Here is an 18231-nt window from a genome sequence, read left to right as displayed (position 1 = left end):
CCGCCAACACTACCCATTATAAACCTCTCCCAAGAGTTTTGCCTTGTCGTATGCCGCAGCCACTGCTTCGGCAAACGCCCCGCGTACCGCGGCCATTTCCAGGGCACAGATACCTTCTATAGTGGTTCCCCCCGGACTGCAAACTTTTTCGCGCAGCACCGCAGGATGCTCGCCCGTCTGCAGAATCATGGAGCCGGTTCCAAGAAGTGTCTGGGCCGCCAGGGCCTGGGCCACGGAGCGGCTGAGCCCCAGGCGTACGCCAGCGTCGGCCAGAGCTTCAGTCACCAGGCAGATATAGGCCGGTCCACCGCCGGAAAGGGCGGTGACGACATCAAGCTGCTTTTCTTCCAGTTCAAAGGCAACTCCCACCGCCTCAAAAAGTTCCTGGACTTCCCGGCGCCTGGACTCACTCAGGGTACTGTCAACACAGTAGCCAGTGGCACCGGCTCCCACCAGGGCAGGCGTATTGGGCATGGCCCGCACCACCTTGCGGCCGGGCAAATGCCGCTGCAGCACTGCCATGGGAATGCCGGCGGCCACCGAGATCAGGATATGTTCTTCTGAGCTCAGCAGGCCATGCAGTTTTTCGCAGACAGCTGCTATCTGCGCCGGTTTCACGCAGAGCAGGAGTATGCGGCAGGCATTCATATCGGCCAGGTCATTCGTGGTAGCGATGCCGGGAAAAGCCTGAGCGAGGGCTTCCAGGCGCCTGGGATCGATGTCGCAGCAGAGTACCTGCTGCGGCTGCGTCGCAGATTTCTGCAGAATTCCACGCACAAAGGCTTCTGCCATATTTCCGGAGCCGATAAACCCGTATTGATACTGATACACATGCTCTCCTTACAGCGTCCTGGCAGCGGGGAAACTGTCGTTATCCGCGCTGGCCAAAGATGGCTGATCCTATTCTTACCAGAGTACTGCCCTCACGGACAGCCAGGCTATAGTCGTCACTCATGCCCATGGACAGTTCGCCGCCCAGACCGGGAAACTCCTCCTGCATGCGCTGTCGCAGTTGCCTCATCTGACGGAAGTACAGGGTCGCGTCTTCGGAGGCAGGGGGAATACACATCAGTCCACGTACCTCAACATGGGGAAACGAGCGCAGCTGGCCGATAAATCCACTGAGGTCTGCGGGCTTCACTCCACCCTTCTGGGGTTCGTCGCCGATATTCACCTGCACCAGACAGCCCTGCACCAGCTTCAGGCTGGCAGCCTGTTTTTCCACAGCTTCTGCCAGGGAGAGGCGATCAAGGGAGTGAATCAGGTGCGCTTTGCCCACCACGTCCCGCGCTTTGCGGCTTTGCAGCTGGCCCACGAAGTGCCAGCGAATGTCCCGGGGAAGCTCCCGCACTTTCTGCAGAAATTCCGGCAGTCGATTTTCACCAAAATCGCGACACCCTGCACCATAGGCCTCCAAAACTGCGGAGGCCGGAAACGTTTTGGATACGGCCACCAGCACCGGAGATTCCTGCCCGGCCTGCTGGCTCAGGGCATGGATTTCGGCACAGATACGGGTGTAGTGAAGGGCTATTTCATCCATATAAACGCAAGCTCCCTTCCGGTATCGGAGCACCGTCGGTAGGAGAAGTATCCCGCACAGCATTTGGTACACTCTGCGGCAATATCTATATTGCCTGATAAAAAGCCCAACGACGACAATTGTAATACGGCAACTTTCCATAAATCAAGCAAAGAGTTACCATTTTGCCACTGCACCGCCCCCCCGTAACCACTGGCCGAGAATTTTTCCGCCAGATCCTGACCCACTTCGTAACAATTCCCACAGATCGACGGCCCGAGGAAGGCTTTACAGGCCGGGGCATACACCTGGGGCCATTGGCGGCTCACCTCCCCGAAGCAAGCTGCCAGAATATTGCCGAGCGCGCCTTTCCAGCCAGCATGCACTGCCGCCACGGCAATCAGCTGGTCGCTCTGGTCACGCAGTTCCAGAAGAATGGGCATGCAGTCGGCCGTCAGCACTCCAATGGCAACACCGGGCTGATCGGTCCAGAGGGCGTCAGCTTCAATGACTTCACCCTCAAGGGGCGCGCCAACATAGGCACTATGAATGCCATGCACCTGCAGCGGAAGGGAGATCGCAGCAATACCCAGAGAGCCCAGCAGGCCATCCCAGTTGCGCTGAACCGCTGATGGATCATCGCCAACACGCCACGACAGGTTCCCCCGGCCATAGGCACCAGAACTGAATCCGTTTCGGGCAGTGGTAAACCCGTGACTGATATCGGATGAGGCAAGAGAAGAAAAGAGTATTTCCACAGGCGAGTGGGAGGAGCGAAGGTACACCGATAATCCTTATGGGAAGAGCAATTATTGCGGTGAGAAAAAAGAGAAAAAGTGGTGGGGCTGGGGAGACTCGAACTCCCACGGCTTGTGGCCGCTGCCACCTGAAGACAGTGCGTCTACCAATTCCGCCACAGCCCCGAATTTGAATGCCTGACATATATAGGCAAATCGCCACGGGATGTCAATAGACGAATTCGGCAAATACAAGAAAATTGTCGAGGCGCACGGGGAGTGAATTCTCGCAGCGACTTTTCAATATTCCCTGTGATTTCTCATTCTTCATATGGTAACTTAAGGGATTAGGATGAATGAAAGAGGCTTCCCATGGGTACTGTGCGAAAACTCCTGTTCCCCATAGTCTTTTTTGGCGTATTACTGTACGCACTGTTTCATCTGATGACCCATGAATCCTTCCGACTGTACCGTGAAGGAATGGAGCACTACCGCCAGGAGGACTATCGTCAGGCCCACCAGCTTTTTGTACAGGCAGTGGACTCCTACCGCTACAATCAAAAGGCGCTGCTGATGCAGCGCAACTCCCGTTTTGCCCTGATGACGCTGGAAGTGGCGGAAACCATAGAGGATTTCCTGGAGAAATCCGACGCCGCCATAGCGGAAAAGGACTTTGACCGGGTGGAGCGACTTCTGGAGTCGGCGCTGCTGGCAATCGTCGAAGTCCGCAAAAGGGAACTTGGCGATCTGCCTCGCATTGACGCTCTGGAACAGCAGATATATCGCAAGCGCGACCATGCACGGGCCCTGGCCCGCCAGCACTATATCCAACAGGCACAGTCCTATGCCCGCGCCGGAGAGCTGCGCCTAGCGTACTCGTACTCTGAAAAAATTCGGCCCGTCGACCATGAGGTCCAGATGCTGCAGTCACGGCTTGCCATGGAAATCGCCCGCAGGGATATCACCCTGCTGCTGACGGAAAGTGAGCAAAACATCGCGGCCCACCAGGTGCGCTTTATCCTCTTCTGGCTCAACAAGGTACACCCGGACTCGGTGCACTTTAACGAAGCAACACGGCTGAAGCAGAATATCGAGAAACTTTTACAGGAGAGTACTCCATGAGTCGTATCGTCCAGCTTCTTGACTCCACAGAATCCTTTCCCAGCCCCTCAGGTGTCATCGCAGAAGTCGTGGAAACCCTGAACGACGACAATGTCAATTTCGAGAAAATCGCGCGTTCAATTTCCATGGACCCGACCCTGAGCGGGCGCATTCTCGGTATGGCCAACAGCGCCTACTACGCCCGCGGCAAGGAGTGCAGCAGTGTACAGAACGCGATCATGCGCATCGGTATGGACTCCCTGAGCGGTCTGGTTCTGGGCGCTTTTGCCGCACAGCTTGGCGAGCGCTCCAACATGGCCCAGCAGCACCTGAGCCAGTTCTGGCGTCACAGCCTCTGCGTGGCCATACTCAGCAAGACCATTGCCCGGGACAGCCGCCTGCCCCACAGTGAACTTGCCTATGTCACCGGCATCCTGCATAACATCGGCAGCCTCGCCATGCAGGTGCTTGATGACAGCAGCTACGGCGCCCTGGAGCTGAAAGTCCGTGCCGGCAGCGCCCTGAAGGAAGCGGAAGAAGAGCTGTATGGAGTGGATCACTGGAATCTCGGCCACCATATCGCCATGCGCTGGAAACTTCCCAAGCCCATCTGCGCCGCCATTGAAAACCACCACCGGGTTGACCACATGGACAGCCAGGATCCATATCGCGGATTGTCAGCCATTGTGGCCATGGGCGATATCCTCTCCAGGCACGTGTTCGCAGAAGAGCCCATTATAACCTTGGCACCGCATTCCGAATCCTATACAGTATTGGTGCAGGAAATTACGGGAACCACTGAAGAGAAGATACAGGAAGTGCTGCACAAAACATCTGCTCTCCAGGAAGAAATCTCATCACTGGTATCGGAGCTGCTCTAATGGAAATGCAACAGGTTACCTCACTGATCGACGATGTACTGAAAGGCCGCAAAACCCGCAAGGATCTGGATGAAGTTGCAGATCACGGGTTCCGCAGCGCGCTGCAGAAGATATCCTTCCTGGTGCTGGAAAAGCAGATTGCCTACCGCTCCCTCAATGACCTGCGCATCAATTACGATAAAATCATCAACGCGCTCTCCTGCGCCATAGTCCTGCTGCAAAGTGACCGCAACTTCCCCACCAAGGAAGATGCCGCCAGGCACGCCCTTGAGGTCGTGGCTCTGGAGATGCCCTTCCATAATATGGCCCTTTTCCTCTGCAACGAGGACTCGCTGGAGATGATCTCCAGCTATAATCGCGAGCACCAGAAGATAAGTCTTCCTGGAAAGGATACCGAACCCGTGACTTTCGCCATGGGCGAAGGTCTGACCGGCTGGGTTGCCCAGCACCGTGAAACCGCCCTGCTTGGTGATGTCACACGGGACACGCGTTTCACCGCTAAGGATGCGCTGGGTACTCCCATCAATTCACTTATCTGCACTCCACTCATCTGCCGCAAGGAGCTGCTGGGGGTTCTGTGCTTCTCCCATCATATCAAGGGCTTCTTCCATGAACACGATATCCGCATCTTTGAAACCCTCGGCGAATTCATGGCCTACTACCTCTACCACAACGTACTCATCTACAATGCCCAATCCAGCCCCGGGGAAGACACAGGCAACTGAATAACCCAAGGTGCCAGGTTGCCCGCGAACAAGGAGCAAGGGCGCTTCCCCTGCGCTTGCGGCAATGAGGCACCGCGGGCAAAGCCACAGATGGGTGATTTCCAGAGTCCGCCAATGTTGGATCGCTTTACCCTCAAGTTTCGCATCTTGTTGTCTTAGGTTAAGGTGTTATTATTCTGACATTTATATCGCGGAAACCGTATTGATTTTGAATGCTTGACTTATCTGGTATTCCACTTTTTGTTTCCGGATATTGTCCTTTTTGACCGCGCAAAAAGGACCCAAAAACGCGCCCCCCGAACGCCCGTTTTTCCGGCTCGTTTGCTCGCCTGTTCTGGAGATCCGGCAGCAGGCTGCTCAAAGAGGCCCATCTGCTGCGTTGCAGGGCATCGCTCGTCACTGCGACGTACAGGGAAGTACGCCTCCTTTCTCGCTTTGCCCGCGCCTTGCACCTGGGCCTCTTTGCGTTGCCTGACCCCTGCATCCCTGCAGTGCTGCCGGACCACTCACTTCCTGTGAGTGTCCCTTCGGGTCTTGCCAGCCAGGCGTCGCACTCACCGGACGGGCTCAGGGGGGAACTGTCTGCTTCTGTCTCTCCCCCGTGTACTTTCCCAGCCAGAACGCGCCGACTGTCAGGCTGCTGAAAAGCCTCATCTGCGGCGTTGCTCACCAGTGCTCGTCACTGCGACGTACAGGAAGTACGTCTCACTCCTCACCTTGCGTGCGCCTTGCACCTGAGAACTTTTCAATTGCCTGCATAACGCGATGGACCCGCAGGGTTGCCGCCACGAGGGCGGCAACCGCAAACCAAAAGCCACGGAGGGCGGTTGTTTGCGGTCCCCAGTTCCAGGCAAGCGGACGGCTGAAAAGGACAGCACTGGGGGTCGCTTTTACGCCACTTTTGGCGACCCAAAAGTGGCAAAAGAAACTCATAAACAGGGTGAGGGCAATGTCAAGCGACGCAGTCTGTGCAGAACCATTTCCTCCATTCCAACATAGTGCCAGGATCGGCGCAGTCAACCTGTCGTTTCGGGAGTGCGAAACTTCAGTTTACCGTAAAGCTACATGTATCTGGAGTTGCCACTAACACCCCAAGGCTATCAACATGTTATCAACAGGCACTTGGTAACAAAACACGGGAGAACCTGGAGAGCGTATTCGGCACGGGCAAAAAGTCACAGGCATATTCCATTGGGAAACTGCCACCCTGAGGCGCCACTGCCGAACCCACGCTAACCTACACCAAATAAAGAAGATAATCAGCGGGCAATCTCAAGAAATACGCAAAAGTGTCCGTTGAATTTACGACCTCCCAAGAACACCCGATGGAGCAGCCACCCTAACTCACCTGCCCACTGACCCTTGGAGCATCGACTTCTTCCCCTCAAAACAATGAAAACATCAACAGTTTTTCCACAACACCCCAACGCCTTTTCACTGTACATTTTTTATGGTTTTCGTATAGGCTGTCACAGAAAATCAACTGACCAGAATCGCCATACGGTCAAAGGAGAGAACATGAGCGGAATCGGTGCCGTACACTTGCTGGGAACCATGCTGGAGGGAGTCCATTACCGGACCCGTCCGCGCTACGCCCTCAAGGATGTCAAAGGGCAGCAGGATATGCAGATGAACATCAACACCAAGTACACCCGTCTGGATGACGAGAAGTACAAGGTCACCCTGATCACCGCCCTGGTGTTTGCCGAGGAGAAAACTGCCCCCTTTGTCATGGAAGTCGTACTTTCCGGCATTTTCGCCCTGAAGGATGACTTTGACGAAGAGGATCGTGAAATTATCCTCAACGTGAACTGCCCATCAATCCTCTTTCCGTACAGCCGCGAATGTGTGGCAAACCTCAGCATGCGCAGCGAATACGGCGCCATAACCCTGCCCAGCGTCAACTTCATGGAGCTGTACCAGGCAAAAAAAAATCGCCCGGCAGAGGCACCGAAGCAGCCCTCCGATGAGGAAACCACCAGCTGAAGCCCAGAATCATCGATAATCGTAACCCCTGCTGAAAGCCCGAAAAGGAGGTAAACATGTCCACAAAAAAGGTATGCGTTATTCTTGCTGGCTGCGGAGTTTTTGATGGTGCTGAGATCTACGAATCTGTCTTCACCCTGCTGGCCCTGGAAAAGGCCGGGGCAATCGTCACCTGCGTGGCACCGGATGTGGCCCAGATGCACGTCATCAACCATGCCACCGGTGAAGTGGCTGCCGGTGAAACACGCAATGTCTTCGTGGAATCGGCCCGGGTGGCGCGCGGCAATATCACTCCCATCGCCGATGTCAAGGGCAGCGACTTTGACGCCATCATTATGCCAGGTGGATTCGGTGTGGCCAAGAATCTCTCCACCTTCGCGACACAGGGCGCTGAGTGCAGCATACATCCTGAAGTGGAGCGGGTCCTGAAAGAAGCGTACTCCGCCAAAAAAGTGCTGGGAGCCATCTGCATAGCGCCAGCTGTTGTCGCCAGGGTTTTCGGCGACAATAATGTGAAACTTACTATAGGCAGCGATAGCGCCACGGCTGAACAGATCAGCAGAACCGGTGCGAATCACATAGAGGCACGGGTAACTGACGTGGTCGTTGACAATGAACACCGCATCGTCACGACCCCCGCCTACATGCTGGGGCAGAGGATGTCTGAAGTGAAATCGGGCATCGACAAGCTGGTACAGAACGTCCTCGAGTTGGCATAACCCCCCGTTTCACGATCCCCCCTTGAGCCGGAAGCCTTTTCCGGCTCTTTTTTTGAGGTCACCATGCACGTCCTGACACTCCACTCCCACGAACGCACCCAGTTCATTGAAATTACCCGCTCTCTCCACGAGGCTGTGCGGGAAAACGGCTGGAAAGATGGAATTCTCCTCGCTTTCACGCCCCACACCACGGCGGCTCTGACCATCAACGAAAATGCCGACCCCGATGTCGCGGTAGACCTGCAACACTTCCTCAAGAGCAGAATTCCTGCTGATCCTTCCTTCAGGCATATGGAAGGCAACTCCGACGCCCACATCAAATCAAGCCTGCTGGGCTGCTCCGCGCAGATGATCGTCGCCAGAGGAGCTCTGCAGCTTGGAACCTGGCAGGGGCTCTACTTCTGCGAATTTGACGGCCCACGCCAGCGTCAGGTCTATCTGCAATTCTGTCCCGCCTGAATTCGCCTTCTTTTGACGTAGCTCAAGGGAACTTTCTTCTACGCAGCTATATTTCCTCCAGAATACTCTTCAAGGAGGCTATCATGGCACTGATTCAGGAACTCATACACGATCACAAGGAACTCTTCTGCCTGCTGGACGAAGTGCGGCAGCTGGGAGTCGGCAATGAAACCGGACGTCAAAAGCTCATGGGGGCGAAAAAAGCGCTGCTGGCGCATCTGGAAAAGGAGGATCGCCACCTCTACCCCAAGCTGGAGCAGGCATCCCGCCAGGACCCGCGCCTGGGGAAAATATACTCCAGCTTTGCCAGTGAGATGGATGAAATATCCAGGTTCGCCGTGGCATTTTTTGAGCACCCCTGGGAAGAGAAGAACCGCCTGGATTTCGCACGGGATTTCGGCAAACTTTACGCAACCCTGCGCCAGAGAATCAGCCGTGAGGAATCAATCCTCTACCGGGAGTTTGAAAAGCTCAGCACCTGAAAAGCCCCTCAGCAGTCCGAGTGTCACAGATACTTGCGCTCAAAGGTAGTCACCTTGCGCATATAGTCGCGGGTCTCCTGGTAGGGCAGGTGCTGCACCAGATGGTGGTATACCTGCTGGGGCGACAGGGCGTTAATCCGGTCAAAGGCCCGGCTGCGATCGCTGTCAAAGGCGCGCAGGACATTGCCGCTGCCGGTATTGTATCCGGCGATCACACAGTACTCCCGTGACTGGGGGTGGGTAACGCGCGCCAGGTAGCGGTCGTTGAGGATAGAGAGGTAGGCTACGCCCATGCGGACGTTATTGCCGGGCACGAAGAGGTACTCCTTGGTGGGCGTGCCTGGCTGCCCGTAAATCAGTTCATGGGAATCGCGCCCGGCAGTGGTGGGGACAATCTGCATCAGGCCGTAGGCGGGAATATGGCTCATGGCGTGTGGATTAAAGCTGCTCTCCGCCTCCATGATGGCATAGATCAGGGGCTGCCGGATGCCGAAACGCTGGCTGTTGGTACTGACATATTCCTGATAGTGGCGCTGCTGATTTGATTGATAACCGTCCACCATGGCGAAGCTGACAAAATGACGAACCAGGCTCTGGGAGCGATCCTGCTGGTAGGCGGTCTGGATGAGGTAGCTGGCGTACTGCTGCGCGCGCCACTCCCAGCGGATGGGCTGGCCCTCGTGATCCAGTACCAGATTGTAGAGGAAAGGCTGACTGCCCACTTCCACCGCCCGGTCGCTGAGCAGATCAACCTTGCCGGGATCTTCCGGCGTCAGCAGAGTGGTGATGATGGCCTTTTCCAGAACCGTGCGGGGATTATCGCTGGCAATGGTCTCCACCCGGATACTGCCCGTCTCGAAGTTGACAATGGCACGGGTGTTGTAGTCGTCGGTATACTTGACATACTCGGTGGGACTGGCAATCCGTTCATCACCCCACTTGGCCCGCAGCCTGTCGGCCAGCTGCCGGAACTGCTGACGCACCAGCTCGTCCATCACGGTATTCCCCGTCGATGGGATTCCCGACGAAATCGTGTCCAGCCCCTCATCCACAGCGGCCTTTCCCATCTGCTCAAAATGGCGGCGCACTTCCCGGGAAGAGCAGCCGCTCAGGGGCAGCAGCGCCAGGGACAGCAGAACCGCGCGCCGGGGAAATGATGTCTGCCAGAAGGAGTGAGATGGCATCGGGCCAGGCCCTGGACGATTAATCAGCGGCACGCTGCTGCTGTTGCGGAACTTCAGCGCTGTCCATAACGCTGCCACCTTCGGTGTAGGCGCGCGTCTGCACCATGGCCAGAATCAGGCCCGTGGCCAGGAAAATAACCGCAGCAAACGCGGTGATCTTGATGAGAAAATTGGCACCACCGGTACCCAGAATGGAGTCGGAGCCACCCATCATGCCCATATCGGCACCCTTGCCCTTCTGAATCAGAACAAACGCGATAATGGCAATAGCCGCCAGAACATGCAGAATAACTAACAGTGTGGTCATGGGAAATTATACCTTTCTCTACTCTTCAGAAATTGCTTCAGAAATATCCGCACATATGCCGATATCAGCTCCTGCCCTCCACTGTGCCATGGAAATCATGCAGTCGCCTGACAGAAAAACAATGCAGAATATACTGATTCGCCTGGCAGGTCAACTTCCGGCGTTATACTGGCAGATACGCAGGAAACTCTCCACTTCAAGGCTCGCTCCACCGACCAGGGCTCCGTCGATATCGGGCTGAGCCATGAGGCTGTCAATATTCTCCGGCTTTACTGATCCACCGTAAAGAATCGGCACCCGCTGGCTGTCTCCCAGGGAGCGCAGGGTATCGCGAATCACGTCGTGAACCTCCTGAGCGTCAGCGGGCGTTGCCGTCTTGCCGGTGCCAATGGCCCACACCGGTTCATAGGCAATAATCAGGCGGGTGATATCCATGCCGGCAACGGCTGCTTCCACCTGCTGCCGCACAATCACCTGCGCCTCACCGGCTTCACGCTGCTCCAGGGTCTCGCCCACACAGATGATGGGAGTAATGTCACAGTTGAGCAGGGCAACAGCCTTCTGGTTCACCAGCACATCACTTTCACCAAAATACTGGCGACGCTCCGAGTGACCAACAATACCGTATTTCACCCCCATGGACTGCAGCATGGGTGCGGATATCTCTCCGGTATAGGCTCCCGACTCCTTGTGGTGAACATTCTGGGCGCCGACGGACACCGGCGTGCTTTTTACCGCCTCAAGGGCGCTCTCCAAAGAGAGAGCAGGGGGACAGAAGACAATTTCACGTCCGGCGGTGACGGTGCCAATACGCGACAGGAAACGCGCCAGAAAGGTGCGGGTATCCGCAGGCGCATAGTGCATTTTCCAGTTGCCGACAAGATACGTGGTACGCATGAAAACTACTCCAATTTATGACAGTGTCAGAATTTCGTTGGTCAGCTGGGTAAAGCTGCGGGAAAGGTGCGAAGTGATCTGGCTGTTGGCCACTGGCGTCGTGTAGCGACGAATGCTGGAGTCAATGGGCAGACTCGTCTCGAAGATATCCAGACCTTCCAACGCCGGCGCGTGCTCCCCCATGTTGATAACCCGGAAGGAGAGATCCGCCACACTGCTGACCAGATGCGCCATGGATTCCATGGCCCTGGCGTCCTCCACCTGAAAGGGCGAACGGTGGTTCAGGAAGAACATCCAGTTCCAGTACCTGGCACCCAGGGGAGGGTACTGGTTGAGGTTGACGTCAAGGACAATATAGGTGTAGGGCTCGCTTTGCAGCTCCTCCAGCAGACTCTCCCAGAACATGCCGAATCCGAAGCTGCCGGTGCCAAAAGGCAGCAGATCAACCCCCGGCGAGCGGGTAGGCACCACGTAATCGACGATGCGCTCGCCACCGCGATAGATATTCGTGATACCCGGCAGGCTTCTCTCGCAGCCCAGCAGTGTGGAGGCATCGCCCCCGGCCACATCCACCAGCAGAGTCTTCTTCTCGTATATACCAAGATTTGCGGCAATATTAACTGCTGTCGTCGTCTTGAAGCTGCCGTTGCGCGGATGGGTGATGGCAAATATCATCGTGTGCTCCTCCACTTAAGCTCGAAAGGCCAGTCAGCGGGCGTATGAAAGCTCGAGAATGCCCGTCTCTTCACCAAAAGGGGTAGCGTGGAATGTCATCTGCAGTCCAGTGCGGCCAGCCACCTGTTCGGCTTCGGGAACTTCCCGTTTCGTCTTCCAGAGCAGTAACTTACCTGTTTGCTTCAGGAATGGCAAGCCTATCTTGACCAGCAACGCGCTGTCGGCAACGGCGCGGAAAGTGACCACATCAGCCTTGGCGTGCAGCTGGGTCAGCTCCTCGGCGCGCCGGTCAAAGCACTCCACCCCCTGCAGGCCAAGCTTGCGTGCCATATGGCGCACAAAGGCAATCTTCTTGGAAATGGAGTCAACGGCGATCAGGTGGATATCGGGCCGCAGCATTTTCAGGGGCAGCCCCGGAAATCCGGCTCCACAGCCAATATCAATCACCAGCGCCCCCTGGGGCAGGAGCCCATCCACCCCATGAACCGAATCGAGAAAGTGACGATCGTAAACTTCCGCGCGCTCCGTGATTGCCGTCAACTTTTTGGCCCGATTCCAGCGAACCAGTTCCTGGCAGTACAGCTCGAATAGTGGCAGCAGCTCCTCGCGCCCCAGATCACGCAGAAAATTTTCAAAGGCGCTCACTGCTGGGCTCCGCGTTGCTGACGACGCAGGTTTTCCAGGTGGATGCTCAGCACGGAAACGGCGGCCGGGGTCACCCCGGAAATACGCAACGCCTGCCCCAGCGTGGCGGGGCGAATCTCCAGAAGCTTGGTCCGCACTTCGCGGGAAAGGCCGGAGACGCTTTCGTAGTCGAAACTGGCGGGAATCTGCACCCGGTCGAGCTTCATCTGGTGCTGGATAAATTTTTCTTCCCGCTGGATATAGCCTTCATACTGCAGCTGAATTTCCACCTGCTCCCGCACATCGGCGGGCAAGCCCGCCAGGCCCGCTCCCATCTGCACCAGATGTTTGTAGTGCACCTCGTGACGCTTCAGCAGAGCGGCTGCCCGCAAAGGCTCGGCCAACACCGCTGTGCCCAGTTCCGCCAGAAGCTGGTTCACTTCGGGAGCTGGTTTGACAGTCAGATTCTGCAGGCGCTTTTTTTCCGCCTCCACCATGGTTCGCTTGATCTCAAAGCGCCGGTAGCGCTCATCGCTCACCAGACCAACACGACGGCCAAGTTCTGTTAGACGCAGATCCGCGTTGTCCTCGCGCAGCACCAGGCGATGTTCGGCCCGGGAAGTGAACATGCGATAGGGCTCACGGGTACCCTTGGTCACCAGGTCGTCCACCATGACCCCGATATAGCCCTGTTCGCGACCAATGGTCACCGGTTCACGCCCGCTGGCGCGCAGCGCCGCATTGATCCCCGCCAGCAAACCCTGGGCCGCCGCCTCTTCATAGCCGCTGGTGCCGTTGATCTGCCCGGCGTGAAAGAGCCCCCGCACGGGTTTGGTCTCCAGGGTGGCGCAGAGTTGCGTGGGGGGAATAAAGTCATACTCAATGGCATAGGCGGGGCGCATCAACTCCACCCGCTCCAGGCCGGGAATGGTACGGTAAAACTCCATCTGAACATCCACAGGCAGCGACGTGCTCATGCCGTTGATGTAGAACTCATTGGTATCGTAGCCCTCGGGCTCCAGAAAAGTCTGATGACGATCCTTGTCGGGAAATTTGACCACCTTGTCCTCTATGGAAGGGCAATAGCGGGGGCCAATGCCAGTGATCTTGCCGCTGTAGAGAGCACTGCGCTCAATATTACGGCGAATGATCTCATGGGTCCGTTCGTTGGTCCAGCTGATCCAGCAGGGAACCTGAGACTGGCGGATGTGGGTATTCATAAAGGAAAACGGCCTGGGGTCAGGATCACCCGGCTGCTCCTCCATTCTGGAAAAGTCGATGGAGTGCCGGTTGACCCGGGCCGGGGTGCCGGTCTTCAGGCGCCCAAGCTCGAACCCGTGCTCCTGCAGGGATTCGGAGAGTCCAAGGGCGGGAGGCTCGCCCAGGCGACCAGCGGGGAAGCTCTCAAATCCGATATGCACCGTGCCATTCATGAAGGTTCCTGCCGTCAGCACCACCGCCCGCGCGTGGTAACGCACGCCGATCTGGCTGATAACGCCGGCAATCACCCCGTTTTGTGTAAAAATGCCCGTCACCATATCCTGGGTGATATGCAGATTGGGCTGCAGCTCCAGCACCTGCTTCATGCGCTTGCGGTAGAGCTGCTTGTCGGCCTGGGCACGGGAAGAACGCACCGCCGGACCCTTGCTGGTGTTGAGGGTGCGAAACTGAATACCCGTGGCATCGATGTTCAGGGCCATCTCACCCCCCAGGGCATCGATCTCCTTGACCAGATGGCCCTTGGCAACGCCGCCAATAGCAGGATTGCAGCTCATCTGAGCAATCGTGTCCAGATTGATGCTGAACAGGGCGGTGGAACAGCCCATGCGGGCCGCTGCCAGGGCCGCCTCGCAGCCAGCGTGGCCCGCTCCCACCACAATGACGTCAAAGGTGCGCGTATAGTTGAGCATAGGTGTTTCCTTCGCGGAAAATAGCCTCGCGGCCACGTGACGGGCCGGGAGCATGGGCAAAAAATTCAACCGGACAACTGCCCGGTTACTTTGCGCCATAAGTTATGGTATATTCAGCCCGAATTTGCAAGGAGAACCTCAATGCTCATCAGTGTCCTCGGTGCAGCGTACTTCGCCATCATGGAATTGTACGCCAGCTTCAGTAACTATCGCATCCTGCAACAGCAAATGGCGCGCCCTTCCTCTGAAGGCCTCTCCATTGAACATATCCGCTTCACCCAGCCAGTCCACGGCACCTTCATCCACATCCTCTTTGCCCTGGTGTGCTTTATTGCCCTGGAAGCCTTTGCCCTGGGCATTCTGTTCCTCATGATCTCTTTTTTGTATTTCTTCTACTCCATGAAAGGGATTGACCAGGCGCTGGTCCTGCAAGAGGCGTTTCGTCAGGCCGGTGCTGAACAGTTCATGGCAACGGTGCGCCTCTCCCTGGTACTGACCTCCCTGCCCTATGCCTATTTCCTGCTGCGCATCCTGCTGCACCTGGCATCGTGAGCAGCCGGATGTGCCATACCCTTCCTGAGGAACCACGCCCATGAATAGACGCTGCTCCCGGAACCTGTCCGCCATGGCAGAAGTATGGATCTGAAGTCTTCCGCAACACCAGCACGGCCTTCCCATCCGATGCCGGAACTGCTGGCCCCCGTATCCACCAGACAGATGCTGCTGGCGGCCATCCACAACGGTGCCGATGCCATCTATATGGGCATGCCCGGCTTTAACGCCCGCGCGCGCGCCAACACCATGGATATGGCGGAACTGGGGGAAAGCATTGCCCTGTGCCACCTGTACGGCCTGAAGGCCTATGTGGCCTGGAACACCCTGCTGCTGCCCGGCGAGCTGGAGAGCGCCCGCCACCTGATCCCGGAACTCATCGGACTCTGCCCCGATGCCATCATCGTACAGGATATCGGGCTGGCCCGCCTGATCCGCCATATCTGCCCCTCCCAGATCATTCACGCCTCCACCCAGATGACCATCACCAGCTCCTGGGCCATGGAGGCGCTGGAGGATCTGGACATCCGCCGCTTTATCCTGGCCCGTGAACTGAGCCTGCGGGAGCTGGAAACCATCCGTCAGCACACCACCCGCGAACTGGAAGTCTTCGTGCATGGCGCCCTGTGCATCAGCTGCTCGGGGCAGTGCCTCGCCTCCTTCGCCATGGGAGGGCGCTCCGCCAACCGGGGCCAGTGCGCCCAAAGCTGCCGCTTGCCCTACGATCTGCTCCTGGACGGCCAGGAGCAGGGTCCGGCGCGCTATCTGCTCTCCCCCACCGACCTGTGCACCACAGGCCAGGCCAGCACCCTGGCCCGCATGGGCATCCAATCCCTGAAAATTGAAGGCCGCCTGAAATCCCCCCACTATGTGGCCGCCGTGCTGCAGGCCTATGGGTCGGCCCTGGGGAGATGGCAGTGGCAAGCGCATATGCCACCCCCCCACGAAACCATGGCCCTGACCTTCGGCCGTCGGTTTTCCAGCGGCTGGCTGGAAGAGACCTTCCAGCGCACCCTCATGGAACCGGACTACTCCGGCGATCGCGGACTGCGCCTGGGTTCTGTCCACGCCGTACAGGGACAGCAGCTGCTGATCCATCAGGTGTGCCGCTACACCCCCCAGGCTGGCGATGGCCTGCTGCTGGTCCAGGGCAAGGCCGAGCACGGCGGGTCTGTCTATGGTGTGGCACAGGCCGGCACACAGCTGACCCTCACCATGGGACGGGAGTTCCCCGCCCACACCATTACGCCAGGGGCCGATGTCTTTATCACCAGCGCCCCGGCGGTGGAAAAAGAGCTGGAGCGCAGCTGGACAGATCAGCAGCGCCAGCGCACCATTCCCCTGCGCGCCCGTCTGCAGGGCCGCGCAGGAGCGCCACTGGAACTGCACCTGCACGATGAAGATGGCCACCATGTGCGCAACAGCAGCCAAATTGCGCTGGAACCCGCCAGCCGCGCTCCCCTGGATGAAACCACCCTGCGCAAGCACCTGGGTGCCCTGGGCCGCACCCCCTTTGCCATCGAACAGTGGGAGGTGGATGTGGAGCCGGGACTCTTTCTGCCCAACAGCGAGCTGAAGGAGCTCCGCCGTGCTGCGGTGGAAGCGCTCATCGCCCGGCGCTCCCACGGCACCCCACCTCCATGCGTGGTGTTGCCGCTTCCGGCAGTGACCCATGCTCCGCAATGTGCTGCACCCCGCCTGCACCTGCTGCTGCGGAATGAAGCGCAGCTGGATGCCCTGCCAGGAATCCAGCTGCCCATGGGAACCGTTTACCTTGACCTGCCTGCGGGCCAGGACCCCACAAGCGCCCTGCGGCGGCTGCGCGACCTGGGATATGCCACCGGCCTGTGCACTCCAGCCCTGCTCAAGCCCCACGACGGGCCATCCATGGAGGCGATTCTCAACCACAGTCCCGATACCCTGCTGATTCGCAGCCTGAGCTCCCTGGGCTTCGTGCTGGGGCAGAATGCCCACCCCACCCTGGTGGGCGATATGCGCCTGAACATCACCAACCCCCTGAGCTTCCGGTATTTCCTCGAAAAGGGGCTCCATCGCCTCTGCCCCTCGCCAGAGCTGGAGGAGAACCAGCTCTGGCTGCTTCTTGAGCAGGCAGACCCCGGTCGCATGGAAGTACCGGTGCATTTTCACCCGGCCATGTTTCACATGGGCTATTGCCTCTTCAGCGGGCACCTGGCCGCTGGCCGCCCGAAACCCGCCTGTGGGCTCCTGTGCCAGCACCATCTCCTGGAAATCCGCGACCGCAAAGGGCAACGGCACATGGTTCAGGCCGACGCCACCTGCGCCAATACCATCTACCACGGCCAAAGCCTGAACCAACTGCACACACTTCCGGGCTTGCTTGGCCGGGGGGTTCGTGATATTCGACTGGAGTTCCTGGACGAAACCCCGGCACAGGCACGAGGCATTCTGGAAGAGGCCGCCCGCCTGCTGACAGGCAAGGCATTGCAGCAGGCAGGAGCGTTCGCGCCAATGCCTTGATGGCGAACCTGGATAATATGGGCGCAAGTGCCGTTGTACCGCGAAGAGTGACGAAAGGAGTACCATGGAGAGCCTGCTGATGGTTGTGCTGTGCTTTATGGGTGGAGCCATCCTGCGCCACACCGGGCGCATCGCCGAGAATGCCCCCCAGGTGATCAACACCGTCATCATCTATATCAGCCTGCCCGCTCTGGTACTGCTGCAGATACACAGCCTGGAGTTTCAGCGGGAACTGCTGTTCACCGTGGCCATGCCCTGGCTGACCTTCGGCCTGGCCATCCCCTTCTTCCTCGTCGTCGGCAAACTGCTGAAGCTGGATCGCGCCACCGTGGGCTGCCTGATTCTGCTGGGGGGCATGGGCAACACTTCCTTTATCGGCCTGCCCATGATCGACGCATTTTACGGCTCCCATATGCTGGCGGTGGGTATTATCGCCGATCAGGCCGGCAGCTTTCTGGTGCTCTCCACCGCCGGCATTGTCACCGCAGGAATCTTTTCCTCCCGCGCCAACATCCGCCCCTCAGCCATTGCCCGCAAGATCCTCACCTTCCCACCCGCCATTGCCGCCATTGTGGCCCTGCTCCTGCGACCCATTGCCTATCCTCTGTGGTGGACGGATACCCTCAGCACCATCGGCAGCACCGTTCCCATGCTGGCCATGGTCTCGGTGGGCACCCTCTTTACCGTGCGGGGACTCCGGGGCCTTGAGCGGGAGCTGGCCCTGGGGCTTGGTTTCAAGATGCTGCTGGCTCCCCTGGCTATATTCGTCCTCTTTGTCCTGCTGCTGGGAGGCAGAGGGGAGATCGTGCAGGTCACCATCTTCGAAGCAGCCATGCCACCCATGATCGTGGGAGGCATCCTGGCCATGGAGTACGGCCTGCGTCCTCAACTGGTTCCCCTGCTTCTTGGGGTTGGGATTGTGTTTTCCTTTATCACGCTGCCCCTGTGGTGGCTGGCTCTGGGATGGGTGTAGT

19 protein-coding genes and 1 tRNA gene are annotated in these 18231 nt (G+C 57.9%); 10 read left to right on the top strand and 10 right to left on the bottom strand.

Annotated elements, in window-relative coordinates; translation table 11 throughout:
- Positions 1-9: 9 nt before the first annotated feature.
- From proC to SELIN_RS00705, 4 genes are all read right to left on the bottom strand, one after another.
- Positions 10-831: a pyrroline-5-carboxylate reductase gene (gene proC / locus SELIN_RS00720; protein ID WP_013504790.1), complete on the bottom strand. Its 822-nt coding sequence runs from the start codon at positions 829-831 to the stop codon at positions 10-12.
- A 40-nt stretch (positions 832-871) separates the two neighbouring features.
- Complete coding sequence (locus tag SELIN_RS00715) at positions 872-1540, bottom strand: YggS family pyridoxal phosphate-dependent enzyme (RefSeq protein ID WP_013504789.1); 669 nt, start codon at positions 1538-1540, stop codon at positions 872-874.
- The gene (locus tag SELIN_RS14365; RefSeq protein ID WP_013504788.1) at positions 1528-2304 is read right to left on the bottom strand and encodes a purine nucleoside phosphorylase YfiH/LACC1 family protein; all 777 of its coding nucleotides are present in this window, start codon (positions 2302-2304) and stop codon (positions 1528-1530) included. Before SELIN_RS14365 ends, SELIN_RS00715 begins: the two co-directional genes overlap by 13 nt.
- Before the next feature lie 52 nt (positions 2305-2356).
- Positions 2357-2442, bottom strand: a tRNA-Leu gene (locus SELIN_RS00705).
- Between the two features lie 186 nt (positions 2443-2628).
- On the opposite strand from SELIN_RS00705, the gene SELIN_RS00700 reads away from it, so the two are divergent.
- From SELIN_RS00700 to SELIN_RS00665, 7 genes are all read left to right on the top strand, one after another.
- Complete coding sequence (locus SELIN_RS00700; RefSeq protein ID WP_013504787.1) at positions 2629-3378, top strand: hypothetical protein; 750 nt, start codon at positions 2629-2631, stop codon at positions 3376-3378.
- Positions 3375-4238: an HDOD domain-containing protein gene (locus tag SELIN_RS00695; protein ID WP_013504786.1), complete on the top strand. Its 864-nt coding sequence runs from the start codon at positions 3375-3377 to the stop codon at positions 4236-4238. The genes SELIN_RS00700 and SELIN_RS00695 overlap by 4 nt, the downstream gene beginning before the upstream one ends.
- Positions 4238-4963: a GAF domain-containing protein gene (locus SELIN_RS00690; protein WP_013504785.1), complete on the top strand. Its 726-nt coding sequence runs from the start codon at positions 4238-4240 to the stop codon at positions 4961-4963. Before SELIN_RS00695 ends, SELIN_RS00690 begins: the two co-directional genes overlap by 1 nt.
- A 1518-nt stretch (positions 4964-6481) precedes the next feature.
- Positions 6482-6949, top strand: a complete 468-nt coding sequence (locus SELIN_RS00680; RefSeq protein WP_013504783.1) for a protein-export chaperone SecB — start codon at positions 6482-6484, stop codon at positions 6947-6949.
- A gap of 56 nt (positions 6950-7005) precedes the next feature.
- A complete protein-coding gene (gene elbB / locus SELIN_RS00675; RefSeq protein WP_013504782.1) occupies positions 7006-7668 on the top strand; it encodes an isoprenoid biosynthesis glyoxalase ElbB in 663 nt (220 codons plus the stop codon).
- Positions 7669-7731: 63 nt separating this feature from the next.
- Positions 7732-8127: a secondary thiamine-phosphate synthase enzyme YjbQ gene (locus SELIN_RS00670; protein WP_013504781.1), complete on the top strand. Its 396-nt coding sequence runs from the start codon at positions 7732-7734 to the stop codon at positions 8125-8127.
- 83 nt (positions 8128-8210) lie between these two features.
- The gene (locus SELIN_RS00665) at positions 8211-8609 is read left to right on the top strand and encodes a hemerythrin domain-containing protein (RefSeq protein WP_013504780.1); all 399 of its coding nucleotides are present in this window, start codon (positions 8211-8213) and stop codon (positions 8607-8609) included.
- A 23-nt stretch (positions 8610-8632) separates the two neighbouring features.
- Here SELIN_RS00665 and SELIN_RS00660 read toward each other — a convergent pair whose 3' ends face one another.
- The 6 genes from SELIN_RS00660 to mnmG form a co-directional block, all read right to left on the bottom strand.
- On the bottom strand, positions 8633-9793 hold the full coding sequence (locus tag SELIN_RS00660; protein ID WP_013504779.1) for a murein transglycosylase domain-containing protein: 1161 nt from the start codon (positions 9791-9793) through the stop codon (positions 8633-8635).
- 19 nt (positions 9794-9812) lie between these two features.
- Positions 9813-10100: a preprotein translocase subunit SecG gene (gene secG, locus SELIN_RS00655; protein WP_013504778.1), complete on the bottom strand. Its 288-nt coding sequence runs from the start codon at positions 10098-10100 to the stop codon at positions 9813-9815.
- A gap of 150 nt (positions 10101-10250) precedes the next feature.
- Entirely contained in the window at positions 10251-10997 is a 747-nt protein-coding gene (gene tpiA, locus SELIN_RS00650; protein WP_013504777.1) for a triose-phosphate isomerase, read from the bottom strand.
- 15 nt (positions 10998-11012) lie between these two features.
- Positions 11013-11672, bottom strand: coding sequence for a ParA family protein (locus SELIN_RS15390; protein ID WP_013504776.1), 660 nt, complete (start codon positions 11670-11672; stop codon positions 11013-11015).
- 33 nt (positions 11673-11705) lie between these two features.
- On the bottom strand, positions 11706-12317 hold the full coding sequence (gene rsmG / locus SELIN_RS00640) for a 16S rRNA (guanine(527)-N(7))-methyltransferase RsmG (protein WP_013504775.1): 612 nt from the start codon (positions 12315-12317) through the stop codon (positions 11706-11708).
- Complete coding sequence (mnmG, locus tag SELIN_RS00635) at positions 12314-14206, bottom strand: tRNA uridine-5-carboxymethylaminomethyl(34) synthesis enzyme MnmG (protein WP_013504774.1); 1893 nt, start codon at positions 14204-14206, stop codon at positions 12314-12316. The genes rsmG and mnmG overlap by 4 nt, the downstream gene beginning before the upstream one ends.
- Before the next feature lie 141 nt (positions 14207-14347).
- On the opposite strand from mnmG, the gene SELIN_RS00630 reads away from it, so the two are divergent.
- The 3 genes from SELIN_RS00630 (at position 14348) to SELIN_RS00620 (ending at position 18230) form a co-directional block, all read left to right on the top strand.
- A complete protein-coding gene (locus tag SELIN_RS00630) occupies positions 14348-14758 on the top strand; it encodes a hypothetical protein (RefSeq protein ID WP_013504773.1) in 411 nt (136 codons plus the stop codon).
- A gap of 84 nt (positions 14759-14842) precedes the next feature.
- Positions 14843-17257: a U32 family peptidase gene (locus tag SELIN_RS00625; protein ID WP_083805851.1), complete on the top strand. Its 2415-nt coding sequence runs from the start codon at positions 14843-14845 to the stop codon at positions 17255-17257.
- A 64-nt stretch (positions 17258-17321) separates the two neighbouring features.
- Complete coding sequence (locus SELIN_RS00620) at positions 17322-18230, top strand: AEC family transporter (protein WP_013504771.1); 909 nt, start codon at positions 17322-17324, stop codon at positions 18228-18230.
- Position 18231 lies beyond the last annotated feature (1 nt).

It is taken from the genome of Desulfurispirillum indicum S5 (assembly GCF_000177635.2).
GTDB classification, from domain to species: Bacteria; Chrysiogenota; Chrysiogenetes; order Chrysiogenales; family Chrysiogenaceae; genus Desulfurispirillum; species Desulfurispirillum indicum.
This window is presented reverse-complemented; position numbering and strand designations above follow the sequence as displayed.